This is a genomic window from Chondromyces crocatus, from assembly GCF_001189295.1.
Lineage (GTDB): Bacteria > Myxococcota_A > Polyangia > Polyangiales > Polyangiaceae > Chondromyces > Chondromyces crocatus.
Window position 1 is genome coordinate 6654891 of sequence record NZ_CP012159.1, and the last position, 18126, is coordinate 6673016.

The window sequence follows — 18126 nt, forward strand, 5'->3', positions numbered from 1 at the left end:
TTCTCACCATCACGGGCAACCGAGCGGCCCGTTGTACAGCTCGTTTCCGTTGGGATCCGCGATTATAATCGTCACGTTCTTGTATTGCGATCCGCGATCGGGTCGTGAGCCCCTGAACCGCCTGACCATTCTCTCAGCATCAGAGCCCGAGGGCACCTGGACAAACACGTTCGACGCCTGCTTCTTGGCTGCATGTCCGACCTCCCTATTGAACGAGCCCTGGGCGCCACCCGCGATGCATTTCACCTCGCACTTCCCGACGACCTGTCCCGTCGTATCTGTGAACGTGACGTCGCCTCCTGCTTTGCCAGGTCCACCGACTTGCGCCGTGCTGCCAGCGGGTCCCGAACCAAGCACTGTCTCGGCATTCGTTTTTGTCAGTGGGAACTGCGGGTTCGAGTCGGAGATGAGTACGCTGACATCGTTTGGAGTGAAGGTGCTAAGCCCGAATGGATCGGTCCTACAGGTGGGAGCGCCATCCCATGCGCATGCATTCATCCCCCCCAGGACGTTGAGCGGATCCGGGCTCAGCCACCTCCCCAGCGCCGCATCGAAGTACCTGAACCGCGTGTAACACAGCCCCGTCTCCCCATCCTCGTACTGCCCCAGCAGCCGGAACGGGCTCTCCACCCCCCCGTGGCGTGGCGTCGCCTTCGGATCGCGCCACACCTCCACCACCTGACCCCACGCCGAGTGCGCCGCCGACCAGGCCACCCGCCCCTCGGGATCGATCAGCTCCTTCGGCGTCCCCAGGTGGTCGTTCACGTACGTGAACACGGCCCCCTGCTCCGCTTGCAGCAGCGGCACGAAGGACCCGGGCACGTGAACGAACACCCGCGTCCACGGCTGGTCGGGTGACGGCCCCCGCCGACCCGCAAACTCGTCCGCAGCCCGCTGCGCTGCCGTCCGGTGATCGGGCGGCGCCTCCACCCGACGGCCTGGCTGGATCTCGGCCGCGAGCACATCGCCGTCCCACAGGAACTCCGTCACCTCCGCCTTCGGCAGCGCCTCCTTCCCCTGCTCCAGCGCCAGCCGCACCATCCGCGGGTAATCCCCCCGCGCCGCCGGCAGCACCTCCTTGCGCACCCGCCGCCCGAACGCGTCGTAGGTGAACAACACCCGCCGACCATCGGGCAGCTTCACCTCGCGCAAACGATCCCGGCAATCCCAGACGTAGCCCGTCGCCTCCGCACCATCGACCAGAAGCCCGTCGGCCTCCCGCACCTGCGGAACCTTCCGCGTGCGACGCCCGCACGCGTCGTTCTCGAAGCGCGCCTCCTGCGTGCGCGTGAGCACGTTCCCCGCACGCAGCTCCCACGGCGCCCCACGCCCCGCTTGCCCCAGCTCGCTCAGGATGTTCTGCAGCGAGCCCGTCACGTCGTACTCGAACACCTCGCTGCGGTCGCCGCGCGCGGCCTGCACGAGCTGACCGACGGCGTCGTAGCCATACCGAGTGCTCCCCCAGCGGGCATCGTCGATCTGCGAGACCCGCCCGAGCGGATCGTGGTGCCAGCGGCGCTCCGCGAGCACCCTGGGCGCGCCGCCGCCTGGCTCCGGGGCGCTGACGCGCTGACCGGCCAGGTGATCCATCGCATCGTAGGAACTCTGGATGTCGACGCCGCTCGCATGGAGGTGCTTGCGGATCTCGCGCCCGAGCGGATCCCGATCGATCGTCACCACGTGACCGTCGTGCTCCACCGCGGCCAGCGCGCCGAGGAGATCATGACGGTACCGCGTGGTCTCACCTCCTGGCAGAACACGCGCCGCGCGACGCCCGCGCTCATCGATCGCAAAACGGATCTCCCGCCCGTTCTGGCGCTCCGCCACCAGCCGCCCGAAGCGGTCCCGCTCGAAGACGTTGACGACCTTCCCAGGAGCCTCCGTCAGGACGGCCTGGAGCAGCCGGCCCAGCCGATCGCGCTCGAAGACGATGTCCCCATCCGGCGACCGATCCTCGACGAGACGACCCAGCGGATCGTGAACGAATTCCCGGAACGTCCCGTCCGGGGAGTCGACGCGAGAGAGGTTCCCCGCCTTGCTGTAACGGTACTCGAGCCGCCGCCCATCGAACGTGTGCTCCTCGACGACGCGGCCTGCGCGGTCGTAGACGAAGCGGTACAGCTCCGCGTGCGGGTTCTCGATCTCGACGAGGCGCTCGTCGCTGTCGTAGCGGAACCGCCACGCCAGCCCATCGGCCTGCACGAGCCCGGCGAGCACGCCCGTGCCGCGGTACTCCATCGCCGTGCTCTGCCCCAGCGCGTCGGTGAAGCGCGCGACGTTGCCCAGCGGATCGTAGGTGGAGCAAGAGCTGGTGCCGTCGGGATACTGCACGGTGACCGGCTGGCCCAGCCGATCGTAGTCGACCCGGGTCCTGCGGCCGAGCGCGTCGGCGCGACCCACAGGGCGCCCGAGCGCGTCGTGCGTGTAATGCGTCGCAGCACCGCGCGCGGTGCGCTCCCACGCGACGTTGTGGTGCGCGTCGTGGCCGTAGTCGACGAGCAGCCCCTCCGGCCCGAAGATCCCGGTGAGCCGACCCTCGCGATCATGGGCGAACGACGTCGTGAGCCCGGTCGGGTAGGTGACGCCCTTCAACGCGCCGTGGCCATCGTGCGCGTAGGTCGTCACCAGCCCATCGGCCCCGACGCGCTTCGTGGGGAGGTCGTCCTCGTATTCCCAGACCGTCTCGTTGCCCGCCGGATCGAGGACCTTCGTGCGGTTGCCCCGCACGTCGTACGCGAAGTGCGTGGTCTGACCTGCGGCGTTCGCTTCGGAGAGCAGGAGCTGATCGTCGTCGTACGCTCTGACGAGGGCGAACTGGCCGTCCAGCGTCTCCTCGCGGAGGACCAGGCCGTCCGCGTTCCAGGTGTACCGACGGGCCTCGTTCGTACCGCTCGTGGTGGTGACACCGCTCTCGCGATCGAAGAACAGCTCGACCTCGTGCAGACCACCGTCGCCCCAGGTGCGGACGCAAGCGCCCGTATCGCCGTCGTACTCGTAATGGAAGGACACCCCGTTCTTCAGGGTGGTCTTCACCATCCGGTGGTGACTGTCGTACTCGTACCGATCCGCGTGCCCGAGGGCATTGGTGGCGACCGCGAGCTCGCCCGTGGGGTGGTACGCATAGTCGAACCAGGTTGCGAGCGAGGGCGCAGGCGGCGCCCCCTGAGCGGGCGCAGCGGGAGGCGCGGCCCAGACCTCCATGCGGATCAGGCGTCCCTTGTCGTCACTGGAGAGGCGGATCTCCCGGCCAGCGGTGTCCGTGATCCCGACGAGGCGCTCGCCCTCGTACTGGAACAGCACGGCGTGCTCGTACGGATCACGGATCGCGCGGAGCAGCGCGCGGCCCCCCCGGGCGGCGGGGAGAAACTCGCTCGTGCGGCGCGTCTCGTGGTCGTACACGGAGAAGCCACCGTGGCGATCCATGCGCAGGGAGAGCCGCTCCCCCCGGTGGAAGCTCGGCTCCTCGCTCTCCGCGCCTGCGAAGTGCGCCACGCGGCCGTCCCCCATCCGCAGCATGGCCCCGCCCTCGCGAAGCTCGATCCACTGCTCGTGAGCATGGACCCAGCCGCCACGCCCGAGTGCGCCCCGCTGCCCGGCGCGCGCCGACGAGTAGCTGCGGTGCCAGAGGATCGGGATCAGCCCAGGCAGCGCGAGGTCCACCGCCTCATCGACGACGTAGCCGGTGGCCACATCGACCGGGTGACCCGCCTTCGTACACTTCTTCGCGCACTGCGGAGGTAATGCGAACTTGCCCTTCTTGTCTCCCTTCGCCCCCTTCCCCTTCTTGCCACCCGCGCCCCCCCCGCCGAACGCCTTGATCAGCGGCACCGTCACCTGCGCGACGGGCATCATGTCGGTGGGCACGTTCATCCGGACCATGTCGCCGGTCGCGGAGACCGGCTTCCCTCCGGCCTTGGTGCGGCTGGAGCCCTGGATCACCGGCGCCTTCTTCCGCACCGCGCGCGTGACGATGTCGCCGCCCGTGGGCAGGGAGGGCTGGTTCGCGGGCGGGTCGACCTTCATGACGCTGCCCTTGACGACGACCTGCTTGCCGCCCGCCTTGAGCTGCTTCTTGGTCTTCTTCGCCGTGGCCGTGCGCGCCGTGTAGACGTACGGGATCGGCACCGGACCGGCCGGTGGCGTGGGCGGGTTCAAGCTCGCCGCGGGTGTCGAGACCGCGGTGTGACCGCTCCCCTTGGTGGCGATGTCCTTGTTGCCGACGGTCGTACCCATCTCCGCCCTCCGCCTACGGCAGCTCGACCAGCGCCGAGAGGACGCGCACCACGGCCGCGACGTCGAGCGTCATCCGGTTGCCGACCATCTTGATGACGCCCCGCTCGTCGAGCCGGATCGCCGAGGCGCCGACGCGCAGCTCGATCCCCTCGTCGGCCTGCACCTCCACCCGGCGCCCGCGCACGCGCACGGCGCCATCGGCCTCGCGCGCCGGCGCGCTGGCGGTCTGCAAGGCGCCCAGGATCAGGGCGCCCGCAGGGCCTGCCGCGACGAGCACGGTGCGGCGAGCGCGGAAGCAGTCGTCGAGCAGGGCAGGATCGACCTCGTCCGCAGGGCGGGCGCGCACGAGCGTCCCGTCGAGCAGGCGCACACGCCACGCATCGCGCGAGCGCACCTCGATGCGCCCGGGATGCACGCCTCTCGCGAGCGCCTCCACGACCGGCGCCTCGGGCGCCTTCGCCACCGCCCTCGTCTTCACCCTCGAGACCGCCGCCTTTGCCATGGATCCGCTCCGCACCTCTCGCTCAGCCGTTCGTCAAATCCCCGGTGACCACGCTCTCCATCGAGCTCTTGAGCGCACCTTTGACCGTGATCTTGCCCTGCTCGATCACGATCTTCACGCCGCTGGCGTGCAGGGTGATCTTGCTCTTTGCAACGAACGAGATGGAGCTTGCCTTCGCGCGCAGCGAGCCACCCACCTTGTACTTCGCCGCGCCACCGAAGCTCTCCACATGACGCGCGCCGGCCTTCACCTGCTGCGCGCCGTACGTCTCTTTCAAGCTTCTCGCCTTGAGCGACACCTCGCGGGCACCGATGGACATGAGCCCGCCGACCACGAGGGAGGTCGCGCCGAGGACACCCGTCGCGGCGGAGAGCCCCCCGATCTCCTGCCAAGATCCCCCCACCGCGACGGTCGAGAAGCCCGTGACGTGGCGGTCGATCCCCTGGATTGCGACCTCCGCCTTGGCGGCGCCGACCATGCGCGAGAGCGTTGCGGCCTGCGTCTCGTGATCCCCGCCGATCAAGAAGAGGCGCATACCCCCGACCTGTACCGACTCGGTGGCAGCGCTGATGACGTGATTGCCCTCGATCGAGAGGCTGCGGTCCGCCGCGATGGTGTAGGTCTCGGCGCCCTGCACCTGGACGGTCTTCGCGATCCCGACGGTCTCGGTCCGGGTCGAGCCCACCGCCTGGACATCATCCGCCGTGACGGTGGAGACCTTGTCGTTCTCGGTCCGCTCTGTGTAGTCGCGGGAGGCGTCGAGGTACATGCCCTCGGCCCCCGCCGCATCGTCGAAGGTGAGCACGTTGGCGCCGCCGCCCCCGGGCGTGGTGCGAGAGCCGAACGCGCTGCGCACCTTCTTGCCAGGCAGACCTTCAGGGGGCACGCCCTCGGCGTTGTAGAGACGGCCGAGGGCGTAGGGCTCGTCCGCCGAGGGCCCCTCGAAGCCGAGCAGGACCTCCCAGCCCACGCGCGGAAGGAAGAAGCCACCGGTGGTCGGCGGCTGAACGGGCCGGACCCACGCCGAACTCTGGTCGTCCATCGCCCGCTCCCGATCCCAGCGGAGGTGGACCTTGATCCGCCCCAGGGCGTCGGGATGGATCTCGCCGTCTGCAGCGCCGGTGACCACCCCGGTCTGCATCCCGCCGAGCGTGGGACGCGCGCACCTCGCGGCTCGGTACGCCGACGCCGCCGGGACCGCGACGAACTCGGCTTCATGACGACGGCCCTCCGGGTTCCCCGGCTCGGCATCGAAATCGATCCCGCGCTGCGAGACCTCGACCACCAGCCATCGCCGACCGAGGGCCCCCGCCGCATCTCCGGTGAGCTGGAAGGTGGCGCCAGGGAAGAGGCGGCGGCAGTTGCTCTTGCCACGCAGGACGAAGGCCCGGGCGCGGGCCTCCTCCAGGCGGATGGCGGCCAGCTCTTGGCCCTTGTCGGGCCTGATGTACCCAGCGGCGTGCTCGTAGAACTCGAGCGGACCGCTTCCGCTCTCGACACTCGGATCGGCGAGGGGGTGCGAGAGGTCGACATCCCGGAGCACCACCCTGTCTGTGACCGTGGCCCGGGTGCTCTCGACGGCAAAGATGGCCTCGGGCCCCACCAGGCCAGCCTGCTCCCCCTCCGCGAGCGCGAGGGCGTCGCCGCCAGGGACAGGGGGATAGGCGCCGGTGTGGTCGGAGAGGACGACGACGTCGCGGCCCTCGTCTTGCTCGAGGTGGAAGAGCACGCCCTCCTCGGCGAGGAGGCGGCACACGAAGTCGAGGTCGGTCTCGAAGGCCTGGACGCACTGGGCGCGCGGCTCCGCGGAACGCGACAGGCGGCGCTCGACGTCGAGGTGGTGGGCGCGCAAAACCTCCTCGGCCAGCGCGATGGGATCCTCGCCGACCCTGACGCGGTGGTCCACGGCATCGGCGAGGAGCGCGAGGCGAGGGACGAGGGTCACGCGGTAGCCGCGGCCGCGCGCCTCGATGGCGTCGACGACGGCGCGGAAGACCCGGGGTTCGAGCGGGTCGCGGAGCGTGAAGCGGGCCGCTTGTCCGAGGAGCGCCTCCGCCACGAGCGGGGTCCGATCGGCCACCTCCAGCTCGACGTCGACGCGATAAGGCGCGAACACCCGCTCCTCGGAGAGGAAGGACCGGACCCGGAGCGGGGCGTCCGTACCATCGATGGTCAGGGCGTAGCTCGCTTCGAGGCTCATCGTCCCACCTTCGAGGTCACCTTCTTCTGGGTCTTCGAAGCATCGAACTTCAGCTTGCCGTTCTTGACCTTGAGCTTGCCGCCGAGCGTCATGGCCGCCCCCGCCTTGATCTTCAGGGAGCCGCCCGCCTTCAGCGTGATGGTTGCGGCCTCCACGAGGAGCTGGCCGCCCGCCTTGATCTTCATGCTGCCTCCCACCTGGACGCGGACGACGCCGCTCACGTGGGTGACCACGTCGGTGCCCGCCTTGTCCTTCGCGCTGCCCGCCGTGATCGTCTTTGCCCCTTTCACGGAGTCCGCATACGACGCCATCGCCTTGAAGCTGCGCGCGGCGCCCACCTCCTCGGTGTGCGCCAAGGCGACCGAGCAGTTCGTGCCGAGGCCAGCCGCGGTGATCAAGCTGCCGCCAATGATCTGGGTGAACGCTCCCTGAACCACGGTGTTCGACTGGTTGCACTGGAGGGCGTACGCTCCGCCAATCAGCTCGCTGTAGCTCCCCTTGGCGACGAGGAGCTGGTTCCCCGTGACGCTGTGGGTATCGATCGCACCGATGCTCTCCTCCCGCGCCCCGTGTACGGTGAGCGAGGCGTCGCCACCGACGGTGATCGACTGGAACGCTCCAACCGTGATCGTCTGGCCGCCCGTGATGCCGAGGGTCGAGGACTTCTGCACGTCGTGCGATTCGGTGGCGCCGATCTCCACCGTATGGGTCCCCCCGACGGTCACGGTCTGGTCCTTGGTGGCGTGAATGAACGTCTCCATCTGGCCCGCGTCGTCCGAGAAGCGGATCTCCTGCGTCGTACCATCCCGCGGGGAGGTGGCCGACTGGAGGCTGGTCGTCGCCTTCTTCCCTGGCATGCCGTACGGCGTCGCGGCGGCTCCGTTGTAGACCCGGCCGAGCACGAAGGGGTGATCCGGATGGCCGTCGACATAGGCGACGGGGACCTCCATGCCGACGCGCGGCAGGAGCATCGAGCCGCCCATGTTCATCTGGAGGGAGCGGACCCAGTGAGAGGATCGATCGTCGCCCACCCCGGAGCGATCCCACGGGAAGCGGACCTTGACGCGGCCGAGATCGTCGACGTGGATCTCGTCGCTCGGGGATCCGGTGACGATCGCCGTCTCCAGACCGTCGATGCGCGGCGCGGCTCCCGTCGGGGCCGAAGCGCGTCGCTCACCGTCCGAGCCCGGGACAGGCGCAGGAGGCGCAGGCCGGAACGCGCTCGTGCGCGAGAAGGGCACCAGCTCCACCAGGTTGCGATAAGGACGCGCCCCCTCCGCGACGTTCTGGCTGGCCTGATGGAGCTCGTGCCGCACGCGGACGACGAGGTGCTCACCGTCGAACGCCTCCTCGGCGGCCCCCGCGATGCGGACCACGCGACCCGGCTGGAGCCGCGCGCAGCCGCTCCTGCCGTCGAGCCGGATCGCGAAGCGCCGGAGCTGCTGGAGCCGGATGGCGGCGCGAGCCTCGGCCGCTTCGGCGTTGCTGACGCGCGCAGGGAACTCGACCACCTCGAGCGCGCCCTCGCCGGCGGCGCCCTCGATGGCCACGTCGGGCTGACAGAGATCGAAGTCCCAAAGATGGACGCGCTCGGGCGCGAGCGTCACCGTGCGCGACAGCTCGAACAGGGCGCTCGCGGTGTGGGCCATGCCGCTCGGATCCTCGAAGCGGATCGTCGGGCCGCCCTCGATGGAAGCATGGGCGCCTGCGCTGTCACCGAAGACGACGAGCGGCTCACTGCCCTTCTGGTGATCGAACCAGACGTTGATCCCCTCCTCGGAGAGGAGACGCGCGATGAAAGCCCAGTCCGACTCACCGTACATGACGGTGTAAGGGCGCCGCGCATAGCGCCCGGAGAGGCGGAACGAGACGGAGGAGGAAGGGTAACCGGCGTCGGACAGGACCTCGGCGACGATCTCCTGCGTGGTCCTGTCCCGGAAGACGCGATACCCCGCGCGCAGGGTGAGACGGTGGAGCCATGTCGACAGGGTGAGACGGTAGCGGTGGCCATCCCGATGCGCCCCGGCGTGGGTGGCCTCCACGACGACGAGCGGGATCGACCGCGCCCCACCTTCACCGTCGCCGATCGCCAGGGAAGCGGGAGCACCGAGGCTCCGCTCCAGGGCGAGGTCGCCGTCGTCCGACAGGACGCTGACGTGCCAGACCGGGAGCTCGGACATGGCCTCGTCGCCGTCGATGCGCACGACCCTCGTCGGGCCGAGCGCGTTGCAGCGCAGCATCGCCTGCTCGATCATCGGAGCCCTCGTCGCGCCGAGCGACGCAGGTCGCCCGCGGGGATGCCAGGGTCAGCCATCGATCCTCACCTCGCGCAGGAGCGTTCTGCCCCGGCCCTTGGAAAATACGAGCCGCGCCGTCACCTCGAAGCGCGCCCTGCCCGGCTCGACCAGCACGAGATCGACGACGGGCCGGCCCTCTTCCCAGCGACCGTCGTCGCGCCGCGCCATGACCGAGACGTCGATGGCGGGCAGGTCGAAGGCGAGCAGGCCCTTCTCGGACATGCCAAGGATGCGGATCTCGTCGCCCGGCGCGAACGGTGTGGGGACCTGAAGCGAGGGGTGGGCGACGTTGTGGTGCCGGAGATCGAAGTCGACCGGGGAGAGGGGTAACCGGGTCCGCTGCCACGCCTCGTCGAAGGTGCCGGCGAAGGCGGCGCGGGGAAGCCAGCTCGTGGAGATGGCGCCGTAACCGACGGGCTCTGGCCGGTCGGATGCGGAGGTGATGGGATGCGCGGGATGCTCGATGGTGGGTGCGGGCTGCCCCTCGAGCTCACCCGAGCTCCTGGCGACGCCGCGGCCGACGGGGTTCCGCGGCTCCAGGATCGAGGCGTCCGTGGCGGTACCACCGTAGGCGTATTCGTAGAGGATGCGCCGCCGCTCGAAGGGGGCAGCAGGCCCCACGGCGATGCGGCCCAGGGAACGGTAATAGACCCGCTCTCCGTGGACACGCAGCGGCGCGCGCTGCTCGCGGACCTGGACCATGACATCGACGAACGAGACGGGCTTGCTGGCGATGGCCTCCCCCACGATGACGAGATCGCCGCCTCGTTTGCCGGGCGAGAGGTCGGACGGGTAGCGAATGCTGCTCTCGGTCGGAGCGCCAGGCAGAGGCGGGTCCGCCTCGGAGATCGGCGCATGCAGGACGTCGGCGACCCGAACGGGGGCCTGCTCGTCCGCGAGAACGACACGACCCTGAGCGCGCACGGCGAAGGTGCCCTTCACCAGGGTGACCACGACCTCGCGGCCGTCCGGGGAGACGAACGGCGCCGCCAGGGCAGCGTAGGGCGTCCCATTGGAGAGGCTCATCGCTCTCCTCGCCCACGGACGCCTAACGCTGCACGAGCTCCCGACATCACCCCCCTCCGGGAAATGCTGAATTCAATCGTTCTATCGATGGATCCATGCCTTGGTCAACCAAGCGCGCTCACTTTCCCGCCCCCTACCCTCCCGCCTCGGCCGCCACCTGCGCCGCCAGCGCTCGCCCCGAGAGCCACGCCGCCTCCACCCGCGCCCCCAGGCAGTAGTCCCCGCACACCCCGATCCGCCGCGCCGGATCCCAGAGCGCCGCCTCCCCGAGTGGCTGCTCCGTCCGCGCGTGCATCCAGCGGTGCGTCGCCACGTGCAGCGGCGCCTCCGACACCCCCGTCGCAGCCACGAAGGCCCCGAGCAGCATCGACTGCACCTCGGCGGGATCCCGCTCGACCATCCGCTGCGACCACGCCGGCGAGGCGTGGACCACCCAGCGGTCCGGCGGCGTGTCGGCCCCGGGGCGCGAGTTCTCGCGCGCGATCCACGCGAGCGGACCCGCCTCGAAGCGCTGCACGTCGGGCGCGTCCACGGACTTCGCGAACGCCACCATCAACGTCCAGCAGGGCAGAAGCGTCACCGCCCCCACTGGCTCCGCGAACGGATGCCCCGCGGCCAGAAGCAGCGGCGCCGCCTGCGCTGGCGGGATGGCCAGCATCACCGCGTCGAACCGCTCCACCACCCCGCCGGTGTCGAGCACCTCGCCCGGGTAGGCCTCGGCGGCCGGGACCACCCGCACGAGCCACCCGGCCTCGTCGTCCTGCAGAAACAGCACCTGCTCCTGCAAGCGCACCTCGGCCCCGCTCTGCTGCGCCAGGTGACGACCGAGCACCGACATCCCGGGCACCCCCGTCCACCGCCCCTCGCCGGCCGCGTCCCAGGGCGCCATCACCCCCGCCTCGGCGAGCCCGGCGAGCAGCGCGCCGAACCCCGGGTCCCGCGCGGTCACGTACTGCGCCCCGTGGTTGAAGCGCATCGCCCCCTCCCGCCGCGTCGCCACCCGACCGCCCACGCCGCGTCCCTTGTCGAACACGGTGACCGCGACACCGAGCGCCGACAGCTCCGCCGCACAGGCGAGCCCAGCGATCCCAGCGCCAATCACCGCAATCCGTGCCCTCTCCGTCATCCTCGCATCATCCTACGAGCCAACGCCCTGGCCCAGAACGCGGCCGTGCCGAGGCGTGTCGAGGCCTTGCTTCGTCGCCTCCCCAGCCCCTCGCCCTCGCCTCCCCCAGCTCACAGCCCTCGCCTCGTCCCCGGCGTTTACCGGCCACGACGCCAGGTTCCCTGCCCTCGCCACGGACCCAGCGTGCCCTCCAGCCGTGGCCGGCGCCCTTCCGACCGCCAGGAACCCCTCCGACATCGGGAGCGCCGACCCCTTTCGGACCCCGACCCTCCCAGCGACCCTCGAACGACCACCAGGTTCCGAGACCCACGAGCCCTGTCGTCGGTCGCCGAGGCGCTTCCCGCCCCTCCGAATCCCCCCGGCATCGATCGACGGTGGCATTCCTTGTGTGCCGAATGACACCAGCAACGATCGCCGACCTGGTTCAGAGCGCTCTGAATCCCCCTCGCATCGGTCGACGACGGGGGGGTTCGGAGCGCTCTGAATCCCCTCGGCATCGGCGACGCCCCCCACTCCGCGCCTGAATGGGTGCGATCTTCGTGGCCAGGACCCGTCGGCGCTTCCGGAATGCCTCCAGCATCGATGCTGGGCCGAGGGGCGACGCGCGGAACGTGGCCGTTCTTCCTCCACCGCGCCGGTCGCTCCACCCCGGCGGGGGTCGAGGGCCCTGGTGATTCCAGCACCACGCGAAAGGAAGACGAAGTTCGGCTCCTGGGTTGCCGGTGAAACAGGAGTGGTTACTGCTGATCCCGCTCGCATTGCGGCCGTGGAGCGCGTCCGACGCAGCGTCACGCCCGCCATGCATCACCCAGCCGGAGGATCGACCCATGGCCGCCAGGACCTTAGATGCACGCCACGCCCTGCTCACCCTCTTCCCGCAGGTTCGCTACACGCTGAAGCGGCTCGAAGCCCACCCGCTGGGAGCGCCGCACATCGCCACCTTCGAGGCGCTCGCTGCCGAGGGACTCCAGGTGCTGGCCGCGGAGCTCGGGATCATCGACGACATCACCGGGGCGCAGGCGCTGGTCGACATCGCCGACGACCAGCTCGACGATTTCGCGGCGCGGGTGTCGAAGGCGGTGCTCACGCTGACCGGGGACGACCGGGAGCACCCGCTGTACCTCCACTATTTCGGGTCGAAGAACCTGGCCACCTTCAAGCGGCCGGTGCTGGGGGCGCAGCTCGTGAGCATGCGCAAGTGGGTGCAGTCGCTGACGGAGAGCGAGCACGCCACGCTGCAAGCCCTGGTCCCGGAGCTGACCCAGCGCATCCAGCAGGCCGAGGCCGCGGTGCAGACCCGCGAGGAGGCGCGGCAACAGAACCGGATCTTCCGCGACGTGGGCGAGCGCTACCAGTGGGTGGAGCGGGTGAACGCCGCCCGCAAGGTGCTCTACGGGGCGCTGTCCCAGCTCCCGCACCAGCAGACGGCCTTGCCCTCCGATTTCGCCGATCAGTTCTTCCTCAAGGACCTCAAGCGGAAATCCGACGAGGAAGAAGAGGCCGAAGAGACGGTGGCGTCGATGCTGGCGACGATCCAGGCGCAGCGCGACGCGCTCGTCGCCTCCGAGAAGCGGCTCGCAGAGCTGGAGAAGGCCGAGCTCGCGGCCAAGAAGGCCGCCGCCGAGCGCGCAGCCCAGCTCGCCCAGCTCGAGGATCTGACCCGAGCGATGATGACGCTGGAGAAAGAGCACGCGGCACTGAAGAAGCAGCTCGAAGCCACGATGAAGGGCTGAGCGCCACAGGCCACGGGCCACGGGCTACGGGCACCAGGCCACGGGCCAAGGACCACGGGCACCAGGCCACAGGCCACAGGCCACAGGCCAAGGACCACGGGCACCAGGCCACGGGCCGCAGTGGCATTTTCTCGAGTTCACCCGCCAGCGAGGTCGGGGGCGAGCGCGCTCACCCCCGACGACTTCCCGGTCGAACTGCCGACGGCTCCCCGATCGAACAGCACGATCACGCGAGGCGCGCACCGTGCGCCGCGTGGGACGTACGCCGTCAGTAACAGATGGGAGAAGGTCCGTTGCAGATGCAGAGCTGCGTGCCCGCGCAGCTCCCCCCTGGACATTCCACGGTGCAGATCTCCTGGGAAGGTAGCTGCGCCAGCTCCTCCGTCGTCTGCACCTCCTCGTCGCTCTCCGCGACGCGTTCCGTCCGGTTCGCGTCGGGCTGCGGCTCGTCCTCGGTGTCGGCCAAGCAGCCCGCCGACGCCAATGCGACGACGAAGAGTGAAAACACCGAAATGGTCCCCAATGCATTGCTCATGGCGTGCCCCCTCCCTGATGGTACGCGCGACCGTGCGACGCGAGCACCAGCTCGCCACGCACTCGACGCGCACCTCGAACCAACATACTGCCGCACCGGGCATCACGCAGGCCCGATTGAAACTATCGTGTCGGAGCTTGGCTGGTCGGTGGCCCCCACGGCAGAGACAGGCGTCGTCCACGATTGCGCGTCCATTCGGTACGCCGAATGCAAACACCGCAGACCGAGGGCTCTGGCAAGGCGAATGCAACGGGATGAAGCCGAGCGCGAGAATGCCGACGCGCGGGCAACCCTCGCACGATGGCGCCGTCACGAGGGACCGTGCTGCGCCTGCGCGTCGACGGTGCTGCACCAGCACGCCGATCGAGGCTGCACCAGCACCCCGATGGTGCTGCGCCAGCACGCCGTTCGAGGCTGCGCCAGCGCGCCGCTCGAGGCTGCGATCCAGCAGTAACGCTCACGAACCGCCAGGCGCCGACGCTCACGAACCGCCAGGCGCCGACGCTCACGAACCGCCAGGCGCCGACGCTCGCGAACCGCCAGGCGCCGATGCTCACGAACTGCCAGGCGCCGACGCTCGCGAACCGCCAGGCGCCGACTTGAGTCGTCGGTCTGTCCTCCCGGACATGCTTTGCGCGCCCAGCGGGCGCTGCGTGACCTGCGCGACCGCCCCGCTGGAGACCGGTCCTGGAGAGCGCGCGGCGCTGGCTCGCCAGCTCGAACCGCGCTGTTCCTGCTCGTCGAGGCCGTACGTCGCCTCGCAGGAGGCAGGGCGCGCCCGCTCGCCGAACGCCTCGGTGCCCCGGAAATCAGGCGCGCGCCCGCGCATCAGGGCAGGAGGGGCCGCATCGTTGCTGGGAGCCGAACGCGGTGTTCGCCGGAGGGGCCGTGGTGTTGCTCCGAGGGGCCCTTACAATGGCCGGCATGGATCGTCGAACTGCTCTGGGAACCATCGCCACGGCGCCGGTGCTGGCAGCCTGCGCCGTCGCTGAAACGTCAACCGCGCCGGTCCCGGCCTCCGAGGACGAGGCGCTCGCCGAGAGGGATGTGGTCCGTACCATCGAGACGCTGGGTGCGCCGCCCTGGAAGACGGTCGACCCGTTCCTGTTCTGCGTGCACCACGACGACGCTTACCCGGCCGGGAACGAGCGGCTCGGGCCGGCAGCGTCGCTCGCGGGGCGCGACATCGGGCAGGACTTCGCAGGGAAGGATGGCTGGCGGATGTACCACGGGGACGTGGTGCCCGGCTTCCCGGCCCATCCGCACCGCGGGTTCGAGACGGTGACGGTGGTGCGCCGCGGGCTCGTGGATCACTCGGACTCGCTGGGCGCGACGGCGCGCTACGGGCGCGGTGACGTCCAGTGGCTGACGGCGGGCAAGGGCATCCAGCACTCGGAGATGATGCCGCTCGTGAACCAGGAGACGCCGAACCCGCTGGAGCTGTTCCAGATCTGGCTGAACCTGCCGCGGGCCGACAAGATGGCCGAGCCGCAGTTCGTGATGATGTGGGGCGACACCATCCCGAAGCGGGTGGTGCGCGACGCGGCCGGTCGAGAGACGGAGCTGACGGTGGTCGCCGGACGCTACGAGGACCTGACGCCGCCCGCGCCGCCGCCGAACTCGTGGGCGTCCCGCGCCGAGGCCGACGTGGCGATCTGGACGCTGAAGATGGCCCCCGGGGCGCGGTTCACGCTGCCGGCGGCGAAGCCGGGGACGAACCGGACGCTGTACTTCTTCAAGGGAAGCCAGCTCCGCATCGGGCCGCGGGTGGTGCCAGGGAAGCGGCTGGTGGAGGTGCGCGCCGATCAGGCGGCGCTGCTGGAGAACGGGTCGGACGAGGCGGAGATCCTGGTCCTGCAAGGGAAGCCGATCGGCGAGACGGTCGCGCAGTACGGGCCGTTCGTGATGAACTCGCAGACCGAGATCCGGCAGGCGTTCATGGACTACCAGCGGACGCGGTTCGGTGGGTGGCCCTGGGGAAGCCAGGGGCCGGTCCACGCGCGGGAAGAGGGTCGGTTCGCGAAGCACCCGGATGGGCGGCTGGAACGGGCGACCTGAAGCCCCGTGAAGCCCTGGCGACCTGAAGCCCCGTGAAGCCCCGGCGACCTGAAGCCCCGTGAAGCCCCGGGGGGCGGAGGGGCCGGAGGCTGGGCCGGTCGATCAGAAGGGGTTCTGCTGGCCGTCGTTGCGCGCCTGGGGGGGGGCATCTGCGGGGGGAGCGCCGTTGTCCTCGGCGGGCGCGGCAGGCGCGGCAGCGGGCTGCTCCACGCCGATGCAAGCGAACTTCACGCGCCACTCGACGACGTCGCGGCTGGCGGAGTCGGTGTCTTCGTACGAGACGCGCCGGCTGCGTGACGTCACGGAGGAGGAGCTGGACGACGAGTTCACGCCGACCACCTCTTCACCCTCCTCCACGATCTCGAACGTGCCAGGGCCGCCGCAGGTCTCGGACATCAGCTTCTCGCCATGGATCATGGCGTAGTCACGGTGCCCCTGCAGCGCGAACTCCCCGCCCGCCTTCGAGCGCCGCACGAGACGAGCGCTGGCCGAGGGGTGAGGGATGTAACAGGCAGTCGCGAAGAGAGACGCCAGGGAGGCCGCGACGACGAGCTTCGAGCAGGCACTTCTGATCATGTTGATGCCACGATTAACATCGGCGCATTCCCCCGAGCAAGCCGGGGCACATCGCCGACGAGGTCGGATCCGCGTCGTCGCATCGGCGTGTCTGTAGAGGGATGGCGTCACCGTAGCGAGATGGCCGTCCTCCCGCGGCGTCACCGCGGGTTACGCGCTGCGGCGGCGGCTGCGGCGGACCCGGCGTCAGCGCGCGTGTCGGGCTTGGCGTCGCCGGATGCGGCGGCTCACGCCGAGCGATGTGGCGAGGGCCAGCGCGAAGGCCCAGGGTGCCGTGTCGCTGCCACCTCCAGCGACGACGCAACCGCACCCTTCGTCGGTGCCGCTACTGCCGCCCGCGGCCCCTGCCCCACCCTCTCCTGCGCCGCCGGCGGAGCCCCCTGCACCGCCTTCGCCAGCGCTGCCGCCGCCTTCGCCGCTGATCCCGAGGCCCTTGAAGTCGTCCGCGAGCTGCCAGCCGCGGTTCGTGCCTTCGCCGGCGTAGGCACCACGGAAGCGGCCGTCGCCCTTCGCGATGCCGTTGAAGTCGCGGTCGTGGTCGACGTCGCCGGCGAAGGGCACGAGGTCGAGGGCAGCGCCCTGGGCCTGGCCTTCGCGGGGGTAGAAGTCCATCTGGCCGAGGACGCGCGAGGGGGCGTTGACGATCTCGGCGGCCTCGGCCTCGGTGTAGACGAGGTTGCCTTCGTCGACCTGCACGGAGCCGGTGACGCCCTGGCCCGCGAAGAGGAGGTTGCCGACGACCATCGCGCCCTCGCTGGCCTCGTGCGCGAAGCGGATGCCGCGATCGGCGCCGTAGACGGTGTTGTTGTAGACGTGCGCGAGGCGGAGCGGGAGGTCGTGGTTGGCGAGGACGAGGGCCGAGGAGGCAGTATCGACGAAGACGTTGTCGTGGATGCTGACGCGGCCGGAGGCCTGGAGATGGGCCTCGCGGGGGTTGTGGAAGAAGAAATTGCCGAAGATCTCGTAGCGGTTCTGGGCGCCGAGGCCGGTGTCGGGAAAGCCGCCGACGAGCAAGGTGGGGCGGTCGCCGTCGGGGCTCGGGGCGTCGCTCTTGAGGAAGACGTTGTCGCGGATGACGGTGGTGGTGGGGTCGGTAGGGAGGCCGTTGTTGAGGGGCCAGGGGGTCTGGTGCTTGATCTGGAGGGCGTAGCCGATGGGGTTCCGGATGAGGTTCCGCTCGATGAGGCCAGCGACGAAGGGGCTGCCGCCGTTGGAGTCGCCGAGGTACATGCCGGTGCCCGCGCCTTCGATGAGGTTTCTGCGGATGATCCAGCCCCAGGTGGGGGCCTTGGTGGAGATGGCGACGGTCTGCTGGGAGCCGCCGTGGCCGCGGAAGATGCAGTCCTCGATGGTGATGTGGTGGACGAGGTTGGCGTTGCCGTTCTTGGCGCTGACGCCGAAGACGCTGGGGAGGTTCTGGCCGTCGATGGTGAGGTTCTTGACGACGATGTGGCTGGAGGCGGTGATCTCGACGGTGTTGCAGCAGCCGTTGCCGAGGAAGATGGCGCCCTTGTCCGCGGGGCCAGTGATGGTGATCGGGGCCTCGGGGGTGCCGTTGAGGCTGAGGAGGTCGAGGCTCTGGAGGTAGGTTCCCGCGGCGAGGTGCAAGGTGTCGCCAGGCTGGAGGGTGGGGACCAGGGTCTCGTAGGTGCTGGGGTCGGCGTCGATGTCGGCCGCGAGGGCGTCCCGGGGCGAAAGGACGAAGGGAAGCGCGGTGGCGGCGAGGAGGAGCGGGAGGAGGCGGGGGGCCCGGGGGCGCGGAAGGAAGGCCATCCTGCGAGGGTAGCGCAAGCCGGATTCGAGGAGCGAGCCCGAGCGCTGCCCCGGACCTCTCCATGCC

At 70.1% G+C, this 18126-nt stretch carries 11 protein-coding genes; 2 read left to right on the top strand and 9 right to left on the bottom strand.

Translation table 11 applies throughout. The features are described 5' to 3' along the window. Positions 1-9: 9 nt before the first annotated feature. The 6 genes from CMC5_RS24135 to CMC5_RS24160 all read right to left on the bottom strand — a co-directional run bounded on the left by CMC5_RS24135 (position 10) and on the right by CMC5_RS24160 (position 11384). Complete coding sequence (locus CMC5_RS24135) at positions 10-4233, bottom strand: DUF6531 domain-containing protein (protein ID WP_050432632.1); 4224 nt, start codon at positions 4231-4233, stop codon at positions 10-12. Positions 4234-4246: 13 nt separating this feature from the next. Further along, positions 4247-4735 carry a hypothetical protein gene (locus tag CMC5_RS24140; protein ID WP_050432633.1) on the bottom strand — a complete coding sequence of 163 codons (489 nt, stop codon included), beginning with the start codon at positions 4733-4735 and terminating at the stop codon, positions 4247-4249. A 22-nt stretch (positions 4736-4757) separates the two neighbouring features. Next, entirely contained in the window at positions 4758-6935 is a 2178-nt protein-coding gene (locus CMC5_RS24145; protein WP_050432634.1) for a type VI secretion system Vgr family protein, read from the bottom strand. Next, positions 6932-9190 carry a type VI secretion system Vgr family protein gene (locus tag CMC5_RS24150; protein ID WP_050432635.1) on the bottom strand — a complete coding sequence of 753 codons (2259 nt, stop codon included), beginning with the start codon at positions 9188-9190 and terminating at the stop codon, positions 6932-6934. Before CMC5_RS24150 ends, CMC5_RS24145 begins: the two co-directional genes overlap by 4 nt. Before the next feature lie 51 nt (positions 9191-9241). After that, positions 9242-10258, bottom strand: coding sequence for a DUF2169 family type VI secretion system accessory protein (locus CMC5_RS24155; protein ID WP_050432636.1), 1017 nt, complete (start codon positions 10256-10258; stop codon positions 9242-9244). A 133-nt stretch (positions 10259-10391) separates the two neighbouring features. After that, positions 10392-11384 carry an NAD(P)/FAD-dependent oxidoreductase gene (locus CMC5_RS24160; RefSeq protein WP_050432637.1) on the bottom strand — a complete coding sequence of 331 codons (993 nt, stop codon included), beginning with the start codon at positions 11382-11384 and terminating at the stop codon, positions 10392-10394. Between the two features lie 827 nt (positions 11385-12211). On the opposite strand from CMC5_RS24160, the gene CMC5_RS24165 reads away from it, so the two are divergent. Then, on the top strand, positions 12212-13117 hold the full coding sequence (locus CMC5_RS24165) for a hypothetical protein (RefSeq protein ID WP_050432638.1): 906 nt from the start codon (positions 12212-12214) through the stop codon (positions 13115-13117). 268 nt (positions 13118-13385) lie between these two features. Here CMC5_RS24165 and CMC5_RS24170 read toward each other — a convergent pair whose 3' ends face one another. Further along, positions 13386-13652, bottom strand: a complete 267-nt coding sequence (locus tag CMC5_RS24170; protein ID WP_156338840.1) for a hypothetical protein — start codon at positions 13650-13652, stop codon at positions 13386-13388. 915 nt (positions 13653-14567) lie between these two features. Between CMC5_RS24170 and CMC5_RS24185 the strand changes: the two genes are divergently transcribed. Further along, positions 14568-15710 (top strand): pirin family protein, encoded by a 1143-nt coding sequence (locus CMC5_RS24185; protein WP_082362742.1) that lies wholly within the window; start codon positions 14568-14570, stop codon positions 15708-15710. A 102-nt stretch (positions 15711-15812) separates the two neighbouring features. On the opposite strand, the gene CMC5_RS24190 is transcribed toward CMC5_RS24185, so the two are convergent. Both CMC5_RS24190 and CMC5_RS24195 read right to left on the bottom strand, forming a co-directional pair. Then, a complete protein-coding gene (locus CMC5_RS24190) occupies positions 15813-16286 on the bottom strand; it encodes a hypothetical protein (RefSeq protein WP_050432643.1) in 474 nt (157 codons plus the stop codon). A gap of 186 nt (positions 16287-16472) precedes the next feature. After that, positions 16473-18059, bottom strand: a complete 1587-nt coding sequence (locus tag CMC5_RS24195) for an MYXO-CTERM sorting domain-containing protein (RefSeq protein ID WP_050432644.1) — start codon at positions 18057-18059, stop codon at positions 16473-16475. Positions 18060-18126 lie beyond the last annotated feature (67 nt).

Coding starts and splice junctions, on each gene's coding strand:
- CMC5_RS24135 (WP_050432632.1), bottom strand. CDS start 4,233: ATGGGTACGACCGTCGGCAACAAGGACATCGCCACCAAGGGGAGCGGT.
- CMC5_RS24140 (WP_050432633.1), bottom strand. CDS start 4,735: ATGGCAAAGGCGGCGGTCTCGAGGGTGAAGACGAGGGCGGTGGCGAAG.
- CMC5_RS24145 (WP_050432634.1), bottom strand. CDS start 6,935: ATGAGCCTCGAAGCGAGCTACGCCCTGACCATCGATGGTACGGACGCC.
- CMC5_RS24150 (WP_050432635.1), bottom strand. CDS start 9,190: ATGATCGAGCAGGCGATGCTGCGCTGCAACGCGCTCGGCCCGACGAGG.
- CMC5_RS24155 (WP_050432636.1), bottom strand. CDS start 10,258: ATGAGCCTCTCCAATGGGACGCCCTACGCTGCCCTGGCGGCGCCGTTC.
- CMC5_RS24160 (WP_050432637.1), bottom strand. CDS start 11,384: ATGACGGAGAGGGCACGGATTGCGGTGATTGGCGCTGGGATCGCTGGG.
- CMC5_RS24165 (WP_050432638.1), top strand. CDS start 12,212: ATGGCCGCCAGGACCTTAGATGCACGCCACGCCCTGCTCACCCTCTTC.
- CMC5_RS24170 (WP_156338840.1), bottom strand. CDS start 13,652: ATGAGCAATGCATTGGGGACCATTTCGGTGTTTTCACTCTTCGTCGTC.
- CMC5_RS24185 (WP_082362742.1), top strand. CDS start 14,568: ATGGCCGGCATGGATCGTCGAACTGCTCTGGGAACCATCGCCACGGCG.
- CMC5_RS24190 (WP_050432643.1), bottom strand. CDS start 16,286: ATGATCAGAAGTGCCTGCTCGAAGCTCGTCGTCGCGGCCTCCCTGGCG.
- CMC5_RS24195 (WP_050432644.1), bottom strand. CDS start 18,059: ATGGCCTTCCTTCCGCGCCCCCGGGCCCCCCGCCTCCTCCCGCTCCTC.